The sequence below is a fragment of the Pseudomonas putida genome (assembly GCF_005080685.1).
Taxonomy (GTDB): domain Bacteria; phylum Pseudomonadota; class Gammaproteobacteria; order Pseudomonadales; family Pseudomonadaceae; genus Aquipseudomonas; species Aquipseudomonas putida_V.
Map to the genome: position 1 here is coordinate 2,130,242 of NZ_CP039371.1, position 21,790 is coordinate 2,152,031.

At 64.6% G+C, this 21,790-nt stretch carries 20 protein-coding genes, 1 tRNA gene and 1 pseudogene; 15 read left to right on the forward strand and 7 right to left on the reverse strand.

From position 1 onward, the window contains the following. The first annotated feature begins 28 nt into the window (after positions 1–28). Positions 29–496 carry a DUF1289 domain-containing protein gene (locus tag E6B08_RS09865; RefSeq protein ID WP_136913831.1) on the forward strand — a complete coding sequence of 156 codons (468 nt, stop codon included), beginning with the start codon at positions 29–31 and terminating at the stop codon, positions 494–496. Between the two features lie 67 nt (positions 497–563). Here the strand turns inward: E6B08_RS09865 and queD are convergent, their stop codons facing one another. Beyond that, the gene (queD, locus tag E6B08_RS09870; RefSeq protein ID WP_025338446.1) at positions 564–920 is read right to left on the reverse strand and encodes a 6-carboxytetrahydropterin synthase QueD; all 357 of its coding nucleotides are present in this window, start codon (positions 918–920) and stop codon (positions 564–566) included. Positions 921–1,143: 223 nt separating this feature from the next. Between queD and E6B08_RS09875 the strand changes: the two genes are divergently transcribed. From E6B08_RS09875 to E6B08_RS09895, 5 genes are all read left to right on the forward strand, one after another. Beyond that, positions 1,144–1,452 carry a PepSY domain-containing protein gene (locus E6B08_RS09875; RefSeq protein WP_136913832.1) on the forward strand — a complete coding sequence of 103 codons (309 nt, stop codon included), beginning with the start codon at positions 1,144–1,146 and terminating at the stop codon, positions 1,450–1,452. Then, complete coding sequence (locus tag E6B08_RS09880; protein WP_136913833.1) at positions 1,452–1,766, forward strand: PepSY domain-containing protein; 315 nt, start codon at positions 1,452–1,454, stop codon at positions 1,764–1,766. Before E6B08_RS09875 ends, E6B08_RS09880 begins: the two co-directional genes overlap by 1 nt. Position 1,767: 1 nt before the next feature. Further along, positions 1,768–2,436 carry a response regulator transcription factor gene (locus tag E6B08_RS09885; protein WP_136913834.1) on the forward strand — a complete coding sequence of 223 codons (669 nt, stop codon included), beginning with the start codon at positions 1,768–1,770 and terminating at the stop codon, positions 2,434–2,436. Next, positions 2,433–3,752: a sensor histidine kinase gene (locus E6B08_RS09890; protein ID WP_136913835.1), complete on the forward strand. Its 1,320-nt coding sequence runs from the start codon at positions 2,433–2,435 to the stop codon at positions 3,750–3,752. Before E6B08_RS09885 ends, E6B08_RS09890 begins: the two co-directional genes overlap by 4 nt. Positions 3,753–3,979: 227 nt before the next feature. After that, positions 3,980–5,125 (forward strand): HPP family protein, encoded by a 1,146-nt coding sequence (locus E6B08_RS09895; RefSeq protein WP_136913836.1) that lies wholly within the window; start codon positions 3,980–3,982, stop codon positions 5,123–5,125. Here E6B08_RS09895 and E6B08_RS09900 read toward each other — a convergent pair. After that, positions 5,099–5,965, reverse strand: coding sequence for a LysR family transcriptional regulator (locus tag E6B08_RS09900; protein WP_136913837.1), 867 nt, complete (start codon positions 5,963–5,965; stop codon positions 5,099–5,101). The two genes, E6B08_RS09895 and E6B08_RS09900, sit on opposite strands and share 27 nt — an antisense overlap. Before the next feature lie 179 nt (positions 5,966–6,144). Between E6B08_RS09900 and E6B08_RS09905 the strand changes: the two genes are divergently transcribed. Next, on the forward strand, positions 6,145–8,034 hold the full coding sequence (locus E6B08_RS09905) for a propionyl-CoA synthetase (protein ID WP_136913838.1): 1,890 nt from the start codon (positions 6,145–6,147) through the stop codon (positions 8,032–8,034). Between the two features lie 97 nt (positions 8,035–8,131). Here the strand turns inward: E6B08_RS09905 and zapE are convergent, their stop codons facing one another. Both zapE and E6B08_RS09915 read right to left on the reverse strand, forming a co-directional pair. After that, complete coding sequence (gene zapE, locus E6B08_RS09910) at positions 8,132–9,217, reverse strand: cell division protein ZapE (protein WP_136913839.1); 1,086 nt, start codon at positions 9,215–9,217, stop codon at positions 8,132–8,134. Positions 9,218–9,322: 105 nt separating this feature from the next. After that, positions 9,323–9,565, reverse strand: coding sequence for a hypothetical protein (locus tag E6B08_RS09915; protein ID WP_136913840.1), 243 nt, complete (start codon positions 9,563–9,565; stop codon positions 9,323–9,325). A 259-nt stretch (positions 9,566–9,824) separates the two neighbouring features. Between E6B08_RS09915 and E6B08_RS09920 the strand changes: the two genes are divergently transcribed. Continuing rightward, positions 9,825–9,899 (forward strand) — tRNA-Gln (locus E6B08_RS09920). A gap of 114 nt (positions 9,900–10,013) precedes the next feature. Here E6B08_RS09920 and E6B08_RS09925 read toward each other — a convergent pair. Genes E6B08_RS09925 through E6B08_RS09935 form a run of 3 tightly spaced genes read right to left on the reverse strand, consistent with a single transcriptional unit; the run spans position 10,014 to position 15,135 of the window. Further along, positions 10,014–12,395, reverse strand: coding sequence for a hybrid sensor histidine kinase/response regulator (locus E6B08_RS09925; RefSeq protein ID WP_136913841.1), 2,382 nt, complete (start codon positions 12,393–12,395; stop codon positions 10,014–10,016). A gap of 13 nt (positions 12,396–12,408) precedes the next feature. After that, complete coding sequence (locus E6B08_RS09930) at positions 12,409–12,870, reverse strand: response regulator (RefSeq protein WP_136913842.1); 462 nt, start codon at positions 12,868–12,870, stop codon at positions 12,409–12,411. 15 nt (positions 12,871–12,885) lie between these two features. Continuing rightward, entirely contained in the window at positions 12,886–15,135 is a 2,250-nt protein-coding gene (locus tag E6B08_RS09935) for an ATP-binding protein (RefSeq protein WP_136913843.1), read from the reverse strand. A 266-nt stretch (positions 15,136–15,401) separates the two neighbouring features. On the opposite strand from E6B08_RS09935, the gene E6B08_RS09940 reads away from it, so the two are divergent. From E6B08_RS09940 to E6B08_RS09970, 7 genes and pseudogenes are all read left to right on the forward strand, one after another. Next, positions 15,402–15,932: a spore coat U domain-containing protein gene (locus E6B08_RS09940; protein WP_136913844.1), complete on the forward strand. Its 531-nt coding sequence runs from the start codon at positions 15,402–15,404 to the stop codon at positions 15,930–15,932. Between the two features lie 29 nt (positions 15,933–15,961). Further along, complete coding sequence (locus E6B08_RS09945; protein ID WP_136913845.1) at positions 15,962–16,498, forward strand: spore coat U domain-containing protein; 537 nt, start codon at positions 15,962–15,964, stop codon at positions 16,496–16,498. 19 nt (positions 16,499–16,517) lie between these two features. Continuing rightward, a complete protein-coding gene (locus E6B08_RS09950; RefSeq protein ID WP_136913846.1) occupies positions 16,518–17,051 on the forward strand; it encodes a spore coat U domain-containing protein in 534 nt (177 codons plus the stop codon). Between the two features lie 3 nt (positions 17,052–17,054). Continuing rightward, complete coding sequence (locus E6B08_RS09955) at positions 17,055–17,558, forward strand: spore coat U domain-containing protein (protein ID WP_136913847.1); 504 nt, start codon at positions 17,055–17,057, stop codon at positions 17,556–17,558. A gap of 41 nt (positions 17,559–17,599) precedes the next feature. Next, a pseudogene (locus tag E6B08_RS09960) lies at positions 17,600–18,375 on the forward strand (molecular chaperone). 65 nt (positions 18,376–18,440) lie between these two features. Continuing rightward, on the forward strand, positions 18,441–20,780 hold the full coding sequence (locus E6B08_RS09965; protein ID WP_416194393.1) for a fimbria/pilus outer membrane usher protein: 2,340 nt from the start codon (positions 18,441–18,443) through the stop codon (positions 20,778–20,780). Next, positions 20,777–21,748: a spore coat U domain-containing protein gene (locus E6B08_RS09970; protein WP_136917368.1), complete on the forward strand. Its 972-nt coding sequence runs from the start codon at positions 20,777–20,779 to the stop codon at positions 21,746–21,748. The genes E6B08_RS09965 and E6B08_RS09970 overlap by 4 nt, the downstream gene beginning before the upstream one ends. Positions 21,749–21,790 lie beyond the last annotated feature (42 nt).

Below are 21,790 nucleotides of genomic sequence, written 5' to 3' on the forward strand. Positions count from 1 at the left end.
TGTTCCACCGCCAAGCCGTTGTTTTCCAATGTCCAACCAGTCCATCAAGACCCCTTGCGTCGGCCTCTGTTCCACAGTGTATGGGGACACGGTGTGCCGTGGCTGCAAGCGTTTCCACCACGAGGTGATCCAGTGGAACGGCTATGACGAGCAGCAAAAGCGCGCGGTCTGGCTGCGGCTGGAGCAATTGCTGGCGCAGGTGATGATGGCCAAGCTGGAAGTGTTCGATAAGCACTTGCTGCGCCAGCAATTGCAGCAACGCTCGATCCGTTTCGTCGAGCAGCAGTCGGAGTATTGCTGGGCTTATCAGTTGATCGCCCGCGGTGCGCGGATGATCCGTGACCTGGAAGCCTATGGCATGGCCCTGCTGCCGGAATTTCGCGAGTGGGAGTTGCCACAGCTGCGCGATGCCATCGATCGCGAGTTCTTCCTGCTGTCCGAGGCGCACTACGAGCGTTACATCGCCCCTGCGTTCCTGCGCGCCGCCATGGAGTGAGCGTTTTTTCTACACCCCTGCCGGCAAAGCGAAATTCCCAGGCCCGGGGAGGGCCTGGAGAGGCGGATCAATCGCCGGAATATTCGCAGCCGCTGGTGCAGGTTTCATGAATCCGCACTTTGCTCAGTTCAGGCAGCAGCGGCTTGACCTGATCCCAGATCCACTTGGCGATCACTTCACTGGTGGGGTTTTCCAGGCCAGGGATGTCGTTCAGGTAGTTGTGATCCAGTTGCTCGTAGATCGGCTTGAAGATCGCCTTGATCTCGGCGAAGTCACGGATCCAGCCGGTGTGCGGGTCGAGCGGGCCGGTCAGGTGCAGGCCGACCTTGAACGAATGGCCGTGCAGGCGACCGCACTTGTGGCCGGCCGGGACATGGGGCAGGCGGTGCGCCGATTCGAAAGTGAACTCTTTAAAAATTTCCACGCTGTTCTAACTCTGTGTGAATCGATGAATGCGCGCAGTCTACCAGCATGGCCGCTACAAGGCTGCAGCCGTTCATGCAGCTGTCCGACGGCGTCTGCCTGCCATGCGCGCCACGGCGCGAAGCTGCGCTATCATGCCGCCAGCGCTTTTCAGGTTGAATTAAGGACCGCTGGGTAATCTTAACCCCGTAGACAACTTGAACATCTCCCAAGGAGAAACACCGATGAAAACTTTGACTGCCCTGTTCACTGCCGCTGCTCTTACCCTGGGTGCCAATGCGGCTTTCGCCAAAGACGTACAGCCTGACGAAGTGGTGAAGCTGGTCAACGCCAAGACCATCAAGTCCCTGGATGAGCTCAAGGCCGCAGCCGTAGCCAAGCACCCAGGCGCGACCGTCACCGACTCGGAACTGGAAAACGAGTACGGCCGCTACATCTACAAGGTCGAACTGCGTGATACGCAAAACGTCGAGTGGGACGTGGACCTGGATGCCAAGACCGGCGAAGTGCTGAAGGACGAACGAGACAACTGATGATCCATTTGGCTCGGCCAGCGCGATACCTGGCGCTTTCGCTGCTGGCCGTCTGTTCCCTGGCCATGGCCCGCGACCTGGATCAGGACGAGGCGCTGAAGCTGCGTCAGCAAGGCATCATCCTGCCGCTGGAGCAGCTGCTCGAAACCGCCCTGGGGCGTCACCCCGGGGCGCGTTTGCTGGAGGCCGAGCTGGAAGAGGACGACGACCGCTACGAATACGAGGTCGAGCTGCTGACCCCGCAGGGGGTGGTGCGTGAAATCAAGCTCGACGCCAGTACCGGCGCCCTGCTCAAAGACGAGGAAGACGACTGACATGCGCCTGTTGCTTGTCGAGGATAACGTGCCCCTGGCCGACGAACTGACCACCAGCCTGCAACGCCAGGGCTATGCCGTGGATTGGCTGGCCGATGGCCGCGATGCGGTGTTCCAGGGCCAGAGCGAGCCTTACGACCTGATCATCCTCGACCTCGGTCTGCCGGGGTTGCCGGGGTTGGAAGTGCTGGCGCAGTGGCGTGCCGGCGGGATGGCCACGCCGGTGCTGATTCTTACAGCGCGCGGCTCCTGGGCCGAGCGTATCGAAGGGTTGAAGGCCGGGGCCGACGACTACCTGAGCAAGCCGTTCCATCCCGAGGAATTGCAGCTGCGCATCCAGGCCCTGCTGCGCCGCGCCCGGGGCCTGGCCAATCAGCCCACCTTGGAAGCCGCTGGCCTGCAACTGGACGAGAGCCGCCAGTGCGTGCTCCGCGACGGGGTCGATATCCAGCTGACAGCCGCTGAGTTCCGCCTGCTGCGCTACTTCATGCTGCACCCGCAGCAGATCCTCTCCAAGAGCCACCTGGCCGAGCACTTGTACGACGGCGAAACCGAGCGCGATTCCAATGTGCTCGAGGTGCACGTCAACCACCTGCGTCGCAAGCTCGGTCGCAGCGTGATCGAGACCCGCCGCGGGCAGGGCTACATCTACGCCGGTGACGCCGGGTGAAATCGATCCAGGCACGCCTGAGCCTGGGCCTGGTCGCCGTGCTGGTGGTGGTGGGCGTGGTGCTAGCGCAGCTCACCTTGTGGCTGTTCGAGGCCGGCCTGCAACGTTACCTGGAAAACGGCCTGCGCAACGAAACCGAAAACCTGCTGGTGGCGCTGGTGCGCGGGCCCAACGGCTTGCAGCTCGATGAGCGGCGCATTTCCGCGGCCTATCAACGACCGTTCTCCGGTTATTACTTTCGCATCGATTTTGACCAAGGCACCTGGCGTTCACGTTCGTTGTGGGACCTGGACATGCCCAAGCCGGCCGCGCCGGGGCTTTCCGATAGCCACGAACTGGGCCCCGAGGGGCAGCAACTGCTGGCCCTGCGCGCCGATTACCGTCGCCTGGGGCAGGACATCTCGATCAGTGTGGCGCAAGACTATTCGCCAGTACGCGAGGGCTTCCGGCGTCTGCAGCAATTCGGCCTGGGCATGGGCCTGGTGGCGCTGCTGGTGATCCTGGTGCTGCAGCGCATCACCGTCACCCGCTCGTTGCGCCCGCTGGAGCGTGCGCGCCAGCAGATCGCCCAGTTGCAGCAGGGGCAGCGCTCGCAGCTCGATGCCCAGGTGCCCATCGAACTGGCGCCGCTGGTCGATCAGATCAACCACCTGCTAAGCCATACCGAGGACAGCCTGCGCCGTTCGCGCAACGCCTTGGGCAACCTGGGACACGCGCTGAAGACACCCTTGGCGGTGCTCCTCAGCCTCGCCGCGAGCGAGCGCCTGAAGGGCCTGCCCGAGGTACGCGCACAGATGCGCGAGCAGTTGGAGCAGATCCAGCAGCGTCTGGCCCGCGAGTTGAATCGCGCGCGCCTGGCCGGCGATGCCTTGCCGGGCGCGCAATTCGACTGCGATGCCGAGCTGCCGGGGTTGCTCGCCACGCTGGGTATGATCCATGGCGAAGGCCTGCTGCTCGAGCGCGACGTGCCGCCGGGCCTGTTGTTGCCCTGGGACCGCGAAGACCTGCTCGAGCTGCTCGGCAACCTGCTGGACAACGCCTGCAAATGGGCCGACAGCGAGGTGCGCCTGGGCATTGCGCCGAGCGCCGATGGCTACCAGGTGTGGGTCGACGACGATGGCCCCGGTATTCCCGCAGGGCAGCGCACGCAGGTGCTGGAGCGGGGTTCGCGGCTGGATGAACAGGTCGATGGGCATGGCCTGGGCCTGGGTATCGTGCGCGACATCGTCGAGGCCTGGGGCGGGCGCCTGGCGTTGCTGGAAAGCCCCATGGGCGGTTTGCGGGTGAGCATCGACCTGCCGCGCAAGGGCCGTTGAGCTGCTCTGCAGGGGCCGTACTGCAAAAAAATTGCACTTCAAACGCATTTTTTTGAATTAGCCGCCATCTCGCCTACCCGGCACAATCCCTTCGCGAAACGTTCCCGGTTTCCATCTTCTCCACGGACGGAGCCCCTTGCGCTATTGCCTCGGCAATACGAGGCCCAGGCCGGCTCGGCTGGGCTTTCTTTTTAATAACAGAAAAACTACGTAGTCCGAATATTCCAATGTCTGCCTCGCGTTCCGAAAGTCGTCTGCAGCGGCTGCTGCCGGCGCCACTCAACATCCCTCCCAAACAATGGCTGCGTGCCGGTATTGGCGCGCTGCTGGGTTTGTTCCTGGCCGGCTGGTTGACCAGCATGGCCTATGGGCCCGGCATCGCCTTGCACTTGCTGGGTCCGTTGGCGGCGTCCGCAGTGCTGGTGTTCGCCGTGCATTCCGGGCCGTTGGCCCAGCCGTGGCCGGTGCTCGGCAGCTATGGCCTGTCCTGCCTGGTGGGCTTGGCGATGCGCCAGGGGTTCGGCCCTGGGCTATGGGTCGCCGCTGCGGCCCTGGGCATCGCCGTCCTGGTGATGTGCCTGCTGCGCTGTCTGCACCCGCCGGGTGGTGGCGTCGCGGTCAGTGCGGTACTGGCAGACCCTGGGCTCACCGCGCTGGGCGATCACCTGATCGAGCCGGTGCTGCTCAACGCCCTGATCCTGGTCGCGGTTGCAGTGGTCTACAACCGCCTCACCGGCGTGCGCTATCCCAAGGCGGCCGCGCCGCGCAAGGACCTGCACCACACCCATGACCCGCTGCCCGGCGAGCGGGTGGGCGTCAATGCTGCCGACCTGGACTTCGCCCTCGCGGAAATCGGCGAATTCGTCGATGTCACCCGCGACGAACTGGAGCGCATCATCCTGGCCACCGAGCAGCATGCGTTACAGCGTAGTCTCGGCGGCGTCACGGCAGCCTCGGTGATGTCCCGCGACGTGCAGTTCGCCGCGCCGGACACCACCCTGGAACAGGCCTGGAAAATGCTCGACAGCCATCACCTGAAAACCCTGCCGGTGTTGCAGCAGGGCGAGCTGGTCGGAATGGTCAGCCTCAGCGACCTGGTCGGGCCGGCGATGCGCCAGCGTCGGGGCTTGTTCGGGCGCAAGAAGGTGCGCATGGCCGAGGTGATGACCACGCACGTCATCAGCGTCAGCAGCCAACACCCGCTGGAGCGCCTGCTGCCATTGCTGTGCGAGCAAGGCCTGCATTGCCTGCCGGTGCTCGAGGGCACTCAGTTGGTCGGGGTCATTACCCAGACCGACCTCATCGCCGGGCTCAAGCGCCAGTTGCTCAGCGCCGCCGAGCGAGTGTCAGATCAGCGGGTCCCAGCGTTGTGACCAATCGCTGGCGCCGTCCGACACCAACCGGCGCAGCACCGCGAATGCCTGCTGCAGGGCTTCGCTGTCGCGCTTGCGCGGGTAGACGAGAAACGTCGGATAGGTGAACTCCGGCGCCTCTGGCACCCGCTCGAACACGCCGCTGTCCAGGTACGCCTGGACCACCCGGGTGCGAAAGTAGCCGCTACCGCCCTGGTCGAGAATGAACTGCAAGGCCAGCGGGCCGAGATTGAAACTCAGCGCCGGGCGCGCGCAGTCGGGCAGCGCGGCATCGTGCTGGCGGCGGAAGGCTTCGCCCCAGTCGATATAGATATACGGGTCGGGGCGGTCGACCCGGCGTACGCGGATCAGCTTCTCCTCCATCAATTGCTCCACCTGCAGGCCAGGCCCGTAGGTCGGCTGGTACACCAGTGCGGCGTCGAGCAGACCCATTTCCACCTTGCGCAGCAGCGAGTCGCCATCGCTGACCTCGCTGCGGATAGCGTGGTTGGGCAGGGCATGGTGCAGGGCGCTGACCCAGTCGAGCAGCATCGGATTGCCGAGGCTGACTTCGCCCCCTACATGCAGTACCTGCTGGCAACCTTCGGGCAAGGGCAAGTCGCGGCGAGCCGCTTCCCAGGTCTGCACCAGCTGGTTGGCGTAGCTGACGAAAGCTTCACCGTCGCTGGTCAAGCTGGCGCCGCTGCGGCTGCGCACGAACAGTTGGCAGCCCAGTTGCTGTTCCAGGCGCTGCACCCGCGCGGTGATCGCCGTCTGCGACACGAAAAGGCGCTCGGCGGCGGCCACCAGGCTGCCGCTACGCACGATTTCCAGAAAAGTACGGGCCTGTTCGATGTCCATGGGCTGCTCTGTGGCTGGGAAGGGCGCTTATTCTAGAGGCTTTGCACCTTTATGGGGCATTTCGGTGGCCATGCAAATCTGCAGATCGGTTGTGACTTTAGTCCCATGGCGGCGCTGGCGCTGGGGTCCATACTCAGGTTTCGCCCTTCAATAACAACAAGTACCGGGTTTTCGTCACCATGACCTATCAGCACAGCTACGCCCAGTCCATTGCCGACCCCGCCGCCTTCTGGGCCGATCAGGCCGCTCATCTGGCCTGGTATCGCGCGCCCACGCAGGCACTGCAAACCAACCCCGATGGCACCCATCGCTGGTTCGCCGACGGCAGCCTCAACAGCTGCTACCTGGCCCTGGATCATCAGATCGAACAAGGCCGAGGCGAGCAACTGGCATTGATCTACGACTCGCCCGTCACCTGCGCGCAACGTACGTTCACCTACCGGCAACTGCGCGACGAAGTGGCGCGCCTGGCCGGGCTGCTGCGCAGGCTCGGGGTGGGCAAGGGTGACGGGGTCATCATCTGCATGCCGATGGTCCCCGAGGCAGCCATGGCCATGCTCGCCTGTGCGCGGATCGGCGCCGTGCATTCGGTAGTGTTCGGCGGTTTCGCCGCCAATGAACTGGCCCTGCGCATCGACGATGCCCGCCCGGCCTTGCTGCTCACTGCCTCCTGCGGGTTGGAGTTCGACCGGGTGATCGAATACAAGCCGCTGGTCGACCGCGCCCTGCAACTGGCCCGCCACCAGCCGCGCCATGTACTGGTGCTGCAGCGGCCGCAGGTTGCCGCGACGTTGCAGCCCGGGCGCGACCTGGACTGGCAGCAAGCGCTGGCCGGCGCCGAACCGGTGGAGCCAGTGGCGCTGGAGGCGGGCGACCCGCTGTACATCATGTACACCTCCGGCACCACCGGCAAACCCAAGGGCATCGTGCGCGAGAACGGCGGTAATGCAGTGGCGCTGCGCTATGCCATGGAGCATATCTATGGCATGCAGGCGGGTGATGTGTGGTGGGGGATCTCCGATGTGGGCTGGGTCGTCGGCCACTCGTTGATCGTCTATGGGCCGCTGATGAGCGGCTGCACCACGGTGTTCTACGAAGGCAAGCCGATCCGCACGCCGGACGCGGCGGCCTATTGGCGTGTGATCGAGCAGTACCGGGTGAACGCCCTGTTCTGCGCCCCGACCGCGATGCGCGCGATCCGCAAGGAAGACCCCGAGGGCGAGTTGCTGCAGCGCCATGACCTGAGTTCGTTGCGCCAACTGTTCCTGGCGGGCGAGAAACTCGATTCCAGCACTCATGAATGGCTGGAGCGGGTGAGTGGCAAGCCGGTACACGACCACTGGTGGCAGACCGAGACCGGCTGGCCGGTGACCGCGCCCTGCGTGGGCCTGGAGGGCAGCGCGGCGCGGCCGGGGTCGAGCAACCGGGCCGTCCCGGGGTATCACGTACAGGTGCTGGACGACGACGGTCACTTGCTCGGGCCCAATCACCAGGGCTCGATCGTGATCGCCTTGCCGTTGCCGCCCGGCTGCAGCCAGACCTTGTGGGGCGATCACGAGCGTTACTTGCAGGCCTATCTGCAGACCTATCCTGGCTACTACCATACCGGTGATGGCGGCTACCTGGACGATGACGGTTTCGTCTACATCATGGGGCGCACCGATGATGTGATCAACGTGTCCGGGCATCGCTTGTCGACCGGCGAGATGGAGGACCTCGTGGCACGCCATCCGAGCGTTGCCGAGTGCGCCGTGATTGGCGTGCACGATGACATCAAGGGGCAGGTGCCGCTGGCGTTGGTGGTGCTCAAGGACGGCGAGGGGATTACCGAGTCGCAGCTGCTGGTGGAGTTGGTGGGCAGCGTGCGCGAGGAGATCGGCGCCCTGGCGTGTTTCAACCGGGTGCGGGTGGTCAAGCGGCTGCCCAAGACGCGCTCGGGGAAGATCCTGCGCGCGGTGTTGCGCAAGATCGCCGATGGGCAGGACTACACGCCGCCATCGACCCTGGATGACCCCGCGGTGCTGGGGGAAATCGAGGCGGTGCTGGCGGATTTGCCTCGGGCGGGGTGATTCGTAGACCCCGCTGGCCTCTTCGCGGGTGAACCCGCTCCTACAGGGATAGCGCTGCCCTACCTGTAGGAGCGAGCTTGCTCGCGAAGAGGCCGGTTCAGGCGCCGGAGCTTTCCGGCCCGATCTGGTGCAGTTGTCCCAACCGGCTGCGCGTACGCATCAGGTCGGCAATCGCGCCACCCAGGCTTTGCTCCAACGGACGTCGGCCGATCACGGTCAGTTGGCGGTCCTGGTCGTACAGCACGTCCACCAGGTTGACGAAGCGCTGCTGCGCCGCCAACGAGCACTCCGACAAATCGTCCAACCCATCGATGATCCACTCCTCGAACTGCCCGGCCAGCGCCAGGTAGTCGATCACCGCCGTGGGCTGCTCGCACAGGTCCTCGAAGGCGAACATCACCCGTCGTCCCTCGCACGCCTGGGCCCGCAGGCCGCGTTTGTTGATTTCGAGCATCAGCGGCTGTTGGTCCGGCACCTGCAGCGCCTGGCGCTGAGCGGCGTCGCCCGGCCACACGTAATGGCCCTGGGTGAAGCGCTGGTGCTCGCGATTGGCTGGCAGGCTGCGAAAATCGGTGTCGCCGCCGACTTCGAGTACTTGCATGCGGCCATTGATCAGGCGGATCACCGGCAGGAAACGCTCGTGGTATAGCGGATTGGGCAACAGCCCTTCAGGCGCATAGTTGGAGGTCACCAGCAGGAAAACGCCACGGCCGAACAAGGCATTGAACAGGCGCGTCAGCAGCATGGCATCGCCGATGTCGTGCACATGGAACTCGTCGAAGCACAGCACCTGGCAGTCGCCGAGCAGCTCGTCCAGCGTGGTGCCCAGTGCGTCGTCCATGGCGCGATGACGATGCATGCCCTGGTGCAGGCGGGCGAAGAAGTCGTGGAAGTGCAGGCGGCGCTTGGCTTGAACCGGCACCGCCTGGAAAAAACCGTCGAGCAGCCAGCTCTTGCCGCGGCCCACCGAACCGTGCAGATACAAACTGCGTGGCTGCCCATCGGCCAGTTGCGCCAGTTGCTCGGCCATGCAGGCGATCACCGTGCGCTGGCCATCGCTGAGCTGATAGCCGCGGCTGGCGGCCTTGGCCTCGAACCAGGCAAGCAGTTCACTGTCATGGGATGAGTTGGGGCGCGAGCGCTGGCCCCGCTTTCGCAGCGGGTTGGAAATCCAGGCGGACAAGACGTAGCCTCCTCGGGCGATAGCAGGGCAGGGCGCAGCTTGCCCGAGGATGGCCGATTTGACCAATACAAAAAACGCCGGGCGATGATCGCCTGGGTAGATAGGTCAGGCCTTGCGCTCGAGTTGGCGCTCGATCATGAACTTGACCGTGAGGCGGCGCTCCTTGAGGTGGCGCAGGTCCTCATCGACGAAATTGCCCGCTGAGATCGACTCGGCTGCCAGCACCTGGTTGTCGATGTCCATGTATTCATCCAGCAGTCGATCCAGGGTCTGGTCATGCTGGCGGCGTTGCTGAACGATCTCGCGGGGGTAGTGCAGGTCCTGATAAAGGTCGTGTGAAACAGGCATGGGTTTCCTCCTTGCATGCACAGGCTTACCTGATTGGAATGGGCAATTACGATTGTGTTGAGGCGTCATGGGGGAAAAACGACGGGTGGTCACCCCGATACAGGCTCTGACCACTAACTCGCTGTTTTATTGAATCTTTTTTCAGGAAGGGGGTTCACAGATCGAAATAATGTTGTTAAAGTGCCGCGCATTCCACGACAGCAACCTCACGCTGTCAGCTATGTGGGATTGTCAGAGCAGTATCCACTGCATCCGATACAGGGGCGTCGCCAAGCGGTAAGGCAGCAGGTTTTGATCCTGCCATGCGTTGGTTCGAATCCAGCCGCCCCTGCCATTTTCTCTTCAAAATTCTCGTCTTCAGTGCAGCGATGCGCTGGGATTTTGCGTTTCCGACAGTTTTATTGGTTGCTCGCCCCGCCCCCTCCTGGAGGCGCGGGGCGGCTAACGACTACGGCGCTCGCAACAGCTCGTTCAACGCCCGCGCCAGTTCCTGTGCCTGCACCGGCTTCTGGATCACCACGCTCTCCGGCAGCTCCAAACCCTGCAGCTCGGCGTAGCCGGTCAGGAAGGCCACTGGCAGGCGCGGGTAGCGCTGGCGTGCCGCCAGGGCCAATTGCGCACCGTTGAATTCCGGCATGGCGAAATCGGTCAGCAGCACGTCGATGCTGTCGTCCAGCAATGCCAGTGCCTGCTCGCCGCTATGGGCCTGGCGTACCTGGTAGCCGAACTGGCGCAGCACATCGCCCAGCATGTCGCGCACCAGGTGGTCGTCGTCCACCAACAGGATGGTGCGATCGGCGCCGCTGTCTTCGAGCGACTGCGTGGCAACCGGGGCTGGAGCGTCGCAAGCCGTCGGGTGCTTGACGGCCGGCAGGTACACCGCCACTTGGGTGCCCCGCCCGGGTTGGGTGTCGATGCGCACGCCGCCACCGGATTGCTTGGCAAAGCCGAACACCTGGGCCAGGCCCAGCCCGGAACCCTTGCCGATGTCCTTGGTGGTGAAGAAGGGTTCGAACACCTTTGCCAGCACCTCTTCACTCATGCCGCAACCGGTGTCGCGAATGCTCAGCATCACGTAGTCGCCAGGTTCCGGGTCCTCCGGGCGCTGGGGGCTGTTGTCGATGCAGGTGTTGCGCGTCGAGAGGGTGAGCTGACCCCCGTCGGGCATGGCATCGCGGGCGTTGATCGCCAGGTTGAGGATGATCATCTCGGTCTGGGTCGGGTCGGTCAGCGCTTGCCACAGGCTTTCGTCCAGGTCCAGGCGCACCGAGATATTGCCGCCCAGGGTGCGCCGCAGCAGTTCCTCGAGTCCCGCCAGCGTGCGGTTGAGGTGCAGCGGCACTGGCTCGAGGCGTTGGCGCCGGGAGAAGGACAGCAATTGCGAGGTCAGTTTGGCGCCGCGTTCGCCGGCTTCGCGGATATGCGTCAGGCGGCTTCGGGCTTTGTCGACGTTGCCCTTGGCCAGGTCGCGTTCGAGAAAACTGGCGCCGGTGAGGATAACCGTGAGCAAGTTGTTGAAGTCGTGCGCTACCCCGGCGGTGAGCTGGCCGACGGCTTCCAGGCGCTGCATCTGCTGCAGGGCCGCCTCGATGCGCTCGCGTTCGGTGATCTGCTCGCGCAACCGGCTGTTGGCTTCGGCCAGGCCCAGGGCGTTTTCCCGCTCGCTGGTGATGTCGCGGGCGACCACGTAGAGCAGGGTGTCTTCCGGCACCACGGCCCATGACAGCCAGCGCAGTTGGCCACTGGCATGTTGGATGCGGCCGACGAAGCGGGCGCTGGTGCGGCCGTGGGTGAGGGCGGCGAGTTCGGTGAGCAGCGCCTCCTGGTCAGCTTCCGGCAGCAGTTGCAGCAAGGAGGTTTGGCTCAGGCGCTCGCGGGAAAAGCCCAGGCTGGCCTCCCAGGCCGGGTTCAGGGCGACCGGGGTAAGGTCCTTGTTGAGCACGGCCAGCAGGTCCTGGGACAGCTCCCAGGCGCGGTCGCGCTCGCGGGTGCGGCGCTCGACCCGTTCGCCCAGCATCTCGTTGAGTTGCTTGAGCGCCTGGGTAGCCATGCGCTGCGCGTGGATGTCCTGGAGCACGCCGGAGAACCGCACGCACTGGCCGTCGACGAATTGGCTCTGGCCGCTGCTGAGCAGCCAATGTGGCTCGCGGCCCTGGGGCTGGATGCGAAACTCGACCCAGTAGCGGCCATCGCTGTCCGGGCGCATGGCTTGCTCCACCGCATAGCGCACGCGCGGTCGGTCTTCGGGGTAGATGCCTTCGTAGAACACCTCCATGCTCATTTCGGTGTCCACCGGTAAGCCGAACAGGCTCTTGCAGCGGTCGTCCCAGAGCAGCAGGCCTTCATCCGGGCGCAAGTCCCAGGTGCCCATGCCGGCGGCGTCGATGGCGATGCGTGCGCGTGCCTCGACGTCGGCCAGGGCTTCCTCGGCGCGGCGCCGGCGCTGGCGTTCCTGGACCTCGGTCAGCGCCCGGCGCACGGCCTTGGGCAGCAGGGGCAGGTTTTTCTTGAGCAGGTAGTCGGTGGCGCCCAGGCGGATCATCTCCACCGCGTGCTCTTCGCCATAGATGCCCGAGAGGAAGATGAACGGTACGTCCGGCGCCAGGCGCTGGGCGATCGCCAGCACCTCGGTACCGGAGGAACCCGGTAGCACGCAGTCGCAGAGGATCAGGTCGAAGCTGGCCTCGCGCAGGGCGTGCTCGACGCCGATATGGTCGAACACCAGCTGCGACTGCAACTGCAGGCCGCTGCGCTCCAGGCGCATGAGGGTCAACTCGGCATCCAGCGAGCTATCCTCGACCATCAGCAGTTTTAGCGGGTTTGGCAGCATCTTCGCGAGGGCCTCAGTTACTGCCGCGACGGTTCAGGCGCAGCGAGCCGGGTGGTGGCTCGTTGAGCACCGCCCAGAAGATGCCGAGATCGGAAATCGCCGCGACGAATTCCTTGAATTCCACCGGTTTGACCACGTAGGCGTTGACGCCCAGTTCATAGGCACGCAGCAGGTCGGGCTCCTCGCGCGAGGAGGTCAGCATCACCGTGGGGATGCTGCGCAGCTCTGGCGTGGCGCGCACTTCCTTGAGCACCTCGAGGCCATCGACCTTGGGCAGCTTGAGGTCAAGCAGCAGAACTGCCGGGTTGCCGTCGTCACGGTCGGCATAGGCGTTGCGGCGCAGCAGGTAATCCAGTGCGTCGGCACCGTCGCGCAGGACGATGACTTCGTTGGCCAACTGGCTGCGTTCCAGGGCCAAGAGGGTGAGTTCGAGATCCCTGGGGTTGTCTTCGACCAGCAGGATGGGTTTGAGCATGATGGGACGGATGCCTCAGGTAGACGGTGTTGAACGGGGCAGGGTGAAATGGAAGCTGGCGCCCTGGTCGAGCTGGCCCTCGGCCCAGACCCGACCATCGTGCCGCTCGATGATACGGCGTACGCTGGCAAGGCCGATACCGGTGCCTTCGAAGTCTTCCATGCGATGCAGGCGCTGGAAGACCCCGAACAGCTTGTTGACGTAGGCCATGTCGAAACCGACACCATTATCGCGAATGCACACTTCGATTTCTTCCGGATGCTCCACGGCACTGATGTGGATACGCGCCGGCTCCCTTCCACGGGTGTATTTGATGGCGTTGCCGATGAGGTTCTGCAACGCCAGGTTGATGAACGCCGGGTCGGCGATCACCTTGGGCAGCGGCTCGATCTCCCAGACGATCTCGCGGCCCTGGTAGTCAGGTGCGAGATCGCTGAGGATGGACCGCACCAACGCATTGAGGTCGACATCCGATAAGCGCAGTGCCGAGCGGCCCATCTGAGAGAAGTTGAGCAGGTTGTCCACCAGCGTGCCGGCGAACTGCGCGGCTTCCTCGATGTGCTGCAAGAAGCGCAGGCCGCGTTCGCTAAGGCCCTGGCCCTCGATTTCACCGAGCAGTTCGGTGTAGCCGGCGATGTGGCGCAGCGGCGCACGTAGGTCATGCGACACGCTGTAGGAAAACGCTTCGAGTTCCTTGTTCGAACGACGCAGCTCCCCGGCCATTTGCGCCAGCTCCTCGGCCTTGCGCAATACGATACCAAGCACCGCGTTGCGTAGCTCGCTCGCACCTTCGACGATCAATGGGTCCCACGGCGTGCAGTAGCCGCTGATCTGTTCTTGCCAGTGGTCGAAGCTGTTGCGCGGGTTGAGCATGCCCTGCGGGCCTATCTGCTTGTCGGGGCGTCCGGCCCAGTTCACCGTGCGCACCTGCTCGGGGCGGAACCACAACAGGTAATGGGAGTGGATCTGCGAAATGGGCACGGCCAGCACGCCGCCGACATGGTTGCACAGCTCGGGCAGGCGGGCGATGTCGCGGCGCACGTTGTCGGTGTGGAAGATGCTGTCGTCTTCACGTTCGGCCAGCCAGTGGACCAGGGCGTTGACCTGGGCGGCGGAGGGCGTCTGGCCGATTAGGTCGCAGCGCTCGGAGGAAATCACCGCCGCACCAGTGGCGCCGGCAAACTCCAGCAACACATCTGGCAGGCCTAGCAGGCCCCCGCTGACGCTGTCGTGGTCGGCCATCGAGGAAATCATCTGGACGATATGCCGGCGCAAATCGAGCAATTTGCGCGTGTAGGCGTGCGACTCGCGCGATTCGATCTGCAGCGACAACACGCTGGCCAGCAGCTCGCAGGCGGTTCGGGTGCGAAAATCCACCGGACGGGGTGTTTCGTGGTGGCAAGATATCAAGCCCCACAGCTCGCCATCGACCATGATCGACAGCGACATGGAGGCCAGCGTGCCCATGTTGCGCATGTATTGCAGGTGCACCGGCGACACGCTGCGCAAGGCGGCATAGCTCATGTCCAGCGGCTTGCCGGTGCGAGGGTTGTGGCCGGGCACCAGCGGCGAGGCCTGGTAGTTGGCGTCCTCGATTACCCGGATACGGTTGACCCGGTACAGCTCGCGCGCCTGGCGCGGGATGTCGGCTGCGGGGAAGCGCAGGCCAAGGTAGCGCGCATAGCCAGGATCGGCGACTTCCGCGAGCACCTCGCCATTGCCCTCGGCATCGAAATTGTACGCCTTGACCCGGCCGAAGCCAGTGATGCGCTTGATCTGCTCGACAGATTGCTGCAGGAGCTCCTCGAGCGTGTCGGCATGGTGCAAGCTGCTGACGAAGCCGCGTACCAGCGGGTAATAATCGCCCTGGTTGGCCGGGTCGGAGCCTGGGCGGGACGGTTCGAATTCGGCGATCAGCACCTGGTCGTGACGGTGCGCGAGCAGGCGCAGCAGCTCACCGCAGGGCGCGGCTTTGTGCAGGCGTACGTCACCGATATGGAACGGGAAGACTTCGTCCTCGGGCAGGTGATCGAGCTTGGTGCGCAGGTCGAAGCCTTCGCTGACCAATGCGTCGAAGCGGCTGCCGATCAGTTCGCTGGCGGCGATGCCCAGCCAGCGCTCGACGTTTTCGCTGGCCTGGAGCACGTGCAGGTCCTGCTCGTCCAGCACCAGCAAAAAGCCCTGGGGCTGGATGCTGCCGGGAATCTGGATCGGTTCCTGGGCACAGCGTTCCACGGCCTCTGCGAAAGCGTTGTCTGCAGTCATTGGTAAAACACTCCGTTTGTTCCTTCCAGGCACGGCGCTGACACCTGGTGCAGGTCGGTGGCCGTCTTGCACCGTACCAGAATATCGGCTGCTCTGCCGGCCTATGGCCATTGGAGGCACAGGATGTTGATGGGTTCGATGCAACGTGAAATTTCTCATGACCTTTGTTTACTGGCGCTAGACCTTTGGCGTTAACACCAAAGAGCGCTGGCGCATCGAAGCCTGCTTGCTACGGTCAAGCAATGGATGGTGAGAAGGATAGTGCAGTGGCGGAACGCTTATTGGTCGTGCTGTTGGGCCTGTTGTCGAGCACCAGCGCTGCCTTGGCTGCGGACTTCCTGGTGGAAGTGCGGGTGCAGGTGCAGCGCGGCTGCGTGCTGGTCAACCAGCAACGAGATGCGGGCGCGCAAGCCCTGGGCGTGATCGACCTGGGTAGTGCTGCACGCCTGGACGGCCCCGACGCGCCGCTCAGTGGCGTACTGCTCGCGCAACGTCCGCCGCGCCTGGAATGCAATCCTGGCACCGCCTATCAGGTGCTGGTCGACGGCGGTCAGCATGGCGGTGTAGGCGAAGTGCGCTATTTGGCCCTGAACGACGGCCAGGCCCGCCCCATTCCCTACCGACTCTATCGCGACGCCGCCTGGCGTGAACCGCTGGTCGTAGGCGTCGCGCAGGCGGCGCGGGTGCCGGATAGCGGATTTGTTGAACTCCCGTTGCACGCCCGAATCGACAAGTTGGCGTGGGTACCACACGCAGGGCTGTATGCCGACCTGCTCAAAGTCACGGTCACCTGGTAGGAAGCCGCTATGTACAAGGATGCGTCGCCATGAACCGTTCCACGATCCTGCTGCTGTCCTTGGGGCCGCTGCTGGTGCCTGCCGCTGGCGCGCATGGCACCACTACCGGCTTTATCCAGGCGCGCCTGGTGATCAGTGCGGCGTGCCTGATCGACAGTGGCAGCCAGCAGCCGGCGACGTTGTCCAATCCTGGGCTGATGGACTTCGGCGAGCGTGGCCCGAGCTGGGACCAGCCGCTGCGCACGCGTGTAGACGAAGCCGGCGGCGAAGGCAGCCTGCAGATCAGCTGCACGCCCGAGGTGCGGGCGTTCAACGTGCGTATCAATGCTGGCTTGAACGGCAGCGACGGCGTGCGCCGCCTGAGCAATGGCCGCGAAATGATCCCCTATCAACTGGCGGTCGACCCGGGCGGCAACAGCCGCTACGGCATCGGCCAGGCCAGAGCCTTCACCATCAACAGCAGTCGGCAGATCCCGATTCCCATCTACGGCGTAGTGGTGGCGCAACCGCGTTCGCTGCCCGCCGGGCTTTACCGCGACACCTTGAGGGTGACCCTGGACTGGTAGCAATGCAAGGAGACTGACAATGCCAACGAACACCACCCGCTGCATACTCGCAGGCCTCGGCCTGATGCTGGCCTCCCAGGCCCACGCGGCCACCGTGACCGGCACCATCAACTCGACCCTGACGCTGACGTCGGCCTGCCAGGTCAACGGAAGTGCCGGCACCTCGGGGCTCAACTTCGGTGCCCTGAACTTCGGTACCCAGGATGCCCTGTTCGGCACGGCCAACGCCCAGGTCCTGGGCCCGGCTGGCGGAGCCATGAGCATTCTGTGCTCGGCCGGCACCGTGCCGGCGATCCGCGTGCGGGCTGGCGCCCACGATGGGCAGTCTACTGGCGGTACGCGGGCACTTGCAGATGGCGCTGGCAACTTCGTGCCCTACGATTTCTACACCGATGCCGGTCGTACCCAATTGCTGGCGATCGACGGCACCATCACCTTGCCGACCAGCACGGGCGTTGCGCAGACCGTCAACCTGTATGGGCAGGCACGCGGCAAGGCAGGCCTGCCGGCCGGGGTGTATACCGACACGGTAGCTGTCGAGCTGACGTTCTGAACCATGCACCGTGGACTGTCGGCTTGCCTTGCAGGGGGCGCGCTGCTGTTGGCGGCGCCGTTGCCTGCTGCAACCACCAGCACGTTCCAGGTGAACGCGCAGATCGTCGCCGGTTGCCTGGTGGTGGGCGGTGTGACTGCGTATGGCACGCTCAACTACGGCACCCAGTCGGCCTTGTCCACCGGCATCCTGAGCACCTCGCTGGGGGGCACCACGGTGACCTTCCAATGCACCCCAGGCGTGGCCCTGACCATGAGCCTGGACGGTGGGCAGAACAGCGCCAGTGGCACTCGCAACCTCAAGCGCAGCGGCGGCACGCAAGTGCTCGCCTACCAGCTCTACCGGGACGCGGCCTACACCCAGGCCCTGGCCATCGGCCAAAGCGTGGCGGTGAGCTATACCGACGCGGCGGCGATCAAGCTGCCGGTGTATGGACGTACCCAATTGCCCGGCACGCTACCCGCAGGGACCTATACCGATGCAGTGCAAGTGACGGTGACCTGGTGATTGCCCGGCATCGATGAGTCAACAAGAACAAGGAGAGAGGCATGCAGGCAGGCGCTAGATGGGCGCGAGGATGGGTCGGATTGCTGCTGCTGGCGAGCTTGCCGGCGGGGGCGGCGACATCGGTGCTGATCTGGCCGATCGACCCTGTGCTCGAGGCTGACCAGAAAGCCGGAGCGCTATGGCTGGAAAACCGCGGCACGGCCACGGCGAGCCTGCAAGTGCGGGTGTTCGCCTGGCGCCAGGGCGACTACCAGGAGCAGTTCCAGGCCCAGCGCGAGATCATCGGCAGCCCGCCTGTAGCCAACATTCCTCCAGGCCAGAAGCAGTTGATCCGGCTGACCCGCACCGGCACTTCGCCGGCCGGCCAGGAGCAGGCCTACCGCATCATCATCGACGAAATTCCTTCGGCTCTGCCGGCCGATGCGGCCGAGAAGGGACCGCAGCGGCGATCCGCCTGCAGATGCGCTACTCGGTGCCGCTGTTCGTGTATGGCGACGGGCTGTGGGGCAAGCCCGATCCGCAAGGCAAGCGCAACGCCGACGGCGTCGGCAGGCCGCAACTGAGCTGGCGGCCAGTGATGGTGCAGGGCAAACCCTACGTGGAACTGCGCAACACCGGCCCGGTACACGCCCGCCTCACCGATGTGGTCATGCAGCAGGGCGGCCAGGCCAAGCCGTTGGTCGAAGGCCTGCTCGGTTACGTATTACCTGGCGCCAGCATGCGCTGGCCTGCGCCGGCAGCGGCCAATGCTGCCAGCGTGCTCAAGGGCCGGGTCAACGGCCAGGACAGCGCCGAGGCGATCCCGCAAGGGCGATAGCCGCAAACGAATGAAGTAGGGCCCAGGGAGGACCCGACAATGGTGGGAAGCCGTGTGTGAAATGCCTGTCATCGACCGTCCGCCGCTGGTACTTGGGGCTGGCGCTGTGCGGGCCGAGCCTGGGCGTGGCCGACGACCTGCCGCCACCGCCTACCGAAGCGGCAGCGGTGGCCGATGCCACCCTGTACCTGGATCTGCTGGTGAACCAGATGCCCAGGGCTGAACTGGTACCGGTGCAGCAGCGAGCGGGGCGCCTGTACCTGGGCAGCGAGGTGCTGCGTGCGGCGGGCGTCACCCTGCCTGGCGACCCACAGGGTGAGGTTGCCCTGGACGGCGTGGCTGGCTTGCACACCGACTACGACAGCCAGAACCAGCGTCTGCTGCTGCAGGTGCCGGCTGCCTGGCTGCCGGACCAGCGACTGGGCGACCGCAACCTTTACCCGGCGAGCGATGCCCGTAGCAGTTTCGGCGCCTTGTTCAACTACGACGCCTACCTCAACGATACCGATGACGGCGGCACTTACCTTGCCGCCTGGAACGAGCTGAGGGTGTTCGACAGTTGGGGCACGTTCTCCACCACCGGACAATGGCGGCAATCGTTCAATGGCGCACCGGATGCCGACACCCGCGAAGGCTTCCTGCGCTACGACACCACCTGGCAATTCACCGACGAGCAGCGCCTGCTGACCTACGAGGCCGGCGACTTCGTCACCGGCGCTTTGCCCTGGACCAGCTCGGTACGGGTCGGTGGTTTGCAGCTGTCGCGTGATTTCGCAGCACGTCCCGACCTGGTCACCTACCCATTGCCAGCCTTCGCCGGCGAGGCTGCGGTGCCGACCTCGCTCGATCTGTTCATCAATGGCTACAAGTCCAGCACTACCGAGCTGCAACCGGGCCCCTACACGCTGACCAACGTGCCGTTCATCAACGGTGCCGGCGAGGCGGTGGTGGTGACCACCGATGCGCTGGGGCGGCAGGTGTCGACTACCCTGCCGTTCTACGTCACCAGCAGCCTGTTGCAAAAGGGCCTGTCGGACTTCTCGGTGGCGGCCGGTAGCCTGCGCCGCGACTATGGCGTGCGCGATTTCGGCTATGGCCCTGGCGTGGCGTCTGGCAGCTTGCGCTATGGCCTGACCGACACGTTCACCCTCGAAAGCCATGTGGAAACCGCCGAGTCGCTGCTGCTCGGTGGCCTTGGCGGCACGATGCGCCTGGGCAATTTCGGCGTGCTCAACGCAGCGCTTTCACAAAGTCAGTTTGATGGTGAAAAAGGCCATCAGACCGCTCTGGGCTACCAGTACAACAGCCAGCGCATCGGTTTCAGCTACCAGCGCTTGCAACGCCATGGCGACTACGCCGATTTGTCGCGGGTCGATACGCCCGACCTGCAACTTAGCGAGAGCAGCGAGCAGGTCACCTTGAGCGTTAACCTCGATCGCTACGGCAGCGTCGGCGCAGGGTACTTCGATGTGCGCGCCGGCGACGGCTCGCGTACGCGGCTGATCAACCTCAGCTGGAGCAAGCCGCTGTGGGGCGCCACCAGCCTGTACCTGTCGGCCAACCGCGAGGTCGGCGACAGTGCCTGGGCGGTGCAGGCCCAGCTGGTGATTCCGTTCGACTTCAACAACGGCACCCTGGCCGTGAGCATGGAGCGCAGCAAGGAGGGCGAGGACCTGCAGCGGGTGAACTACAGCCGTGCGGTGCCGGTTGGCGGCGGCGTGGGCTACAACCTCGGCTACGCCACGGGTGGTAACCGCGATGCCTATCGCCAGGCCGATGTCACCTGGCGCCTGCAGTCGGTGCAGTTGCAGGCCGGTGTGTATGGCAACAGCGGCGAGATGACCCGCTGGGCCGATGCCAGTGGCTCGTTGGTCTGGATGGACGCGGGCGTGTTCGCCGCCAACCGCATCGATGATGCCTTCGTGGTGATCAGCACCAACGGCTATGGCGATGTACCCGTGAGCTACGAGAACCAGACAGTCGGGCGTACCGACCGCAACGGCCATTTGCTGGTGCCGTATAGCAGCGGCTACTACCGCGGCAAATACGAGATCGACCCGATGGACCTGCCGCCGGACGTGCTGGCGCCGCAGGTCGAGCAGCGCGTGGCGGTGCGCCGGGGCAGTGGCTACCTGCTGGAGTTCCCGTTGCGCCGGGTGCTGGCGGCCAGCATCGAACTGGTCGATGGCAACCGCCAACCGCTCAAACTGGGTAGCAAGGTCACTCACGAGGAAAGTGGCAGCCAGGCGGTGGTGGGCTGGGATGGCCTTGTGTACCTGGAGAACCTGTCGCCGCACAACCGTCTGCAGGTGGAAGTGGAAGGCGGCGGGCGCTGTTCGGTCGAGTTTGACCTGCCGCAGGAGCAGGGCTCGATTCCTCTGGTCGGCCCGCTGCCATGTCAATGAACGGCTGGCTGCGTGGATGCCTGCTGCTGGGGCTGTTGACCCTGGCCAATTCGGCCTGGGCGTTGTGCTCGTCGGTGGCTACCACGCCGGCAGCTTTCGGCACCATCAACTCGACACTGGTGCGCACCACGGTGCAGACGGCGTCGACCCTCAATTCCGGCCTGCAATGCACAGGGTCGCTGCTGACCCTGCTTTCTTCCGGTGACCATTTCTACGCCACCATCACACCGGCTTCCGGTGGCCTGGTCGGACCCACCGGCGACGTCATCAACTACACCTTGTATGCCGACAACAGCACCAGCTACCCAATCACCCGCGGCGTGGCCTTCGACTTCGCCCGCAACGGCATCCTCGACGCGCTCGGTCTGCTCAACGGCACCACGCCCAAGGCGGTGCCGATCTACCTGCGCACACTGGTCGGCAGCAATGTGGCGGCTGGCGTATACCGCGAGACGTTGACCGTGGCCTGGAGCTGGAACTACTGCTCGGGCATCGGCATCGGCAACCTCTGCCTGGGACGCGACATCGGCTCGGGCAGCCAGACCCTCAGCGTGACCCTCACGGTCAGCAACGACTGCCAGATCACCACGCCCAACATCAACTTCGCCAGCGCACCGGTGGTGGCGGGGTTCGGCACGGTGAACCAGAGCATCAACCTGTCGTGTACCAAGGGCAGCAGCTACACGGTGGGGCTCGACGACGGACAAAACGTTTCGGGTGGGCGGCGGAGGATGAAGTCCAGCGCCAACAACTACCTGGCCTACGACATCTTCAAGAGCGCCGGGACCGTGCGCTGGGGCTCGGTGAGCAGCGCGCGGCGCTCGAGCAGCGACGCCGATGTCAACCCTGGCGTCGGCACGGGCACCGGCAGCCAGGTGTTCAACTATAACGCCAAGGTCTACACCGACCAGGCCACGCCGCCAGCGGCCACCTATACCGACAGCGTTATCCTGGATGTGCAGTTCTGAAGGGCACTCAGGGAGACACCAGCAACCCCTGTAGGAGCGGGC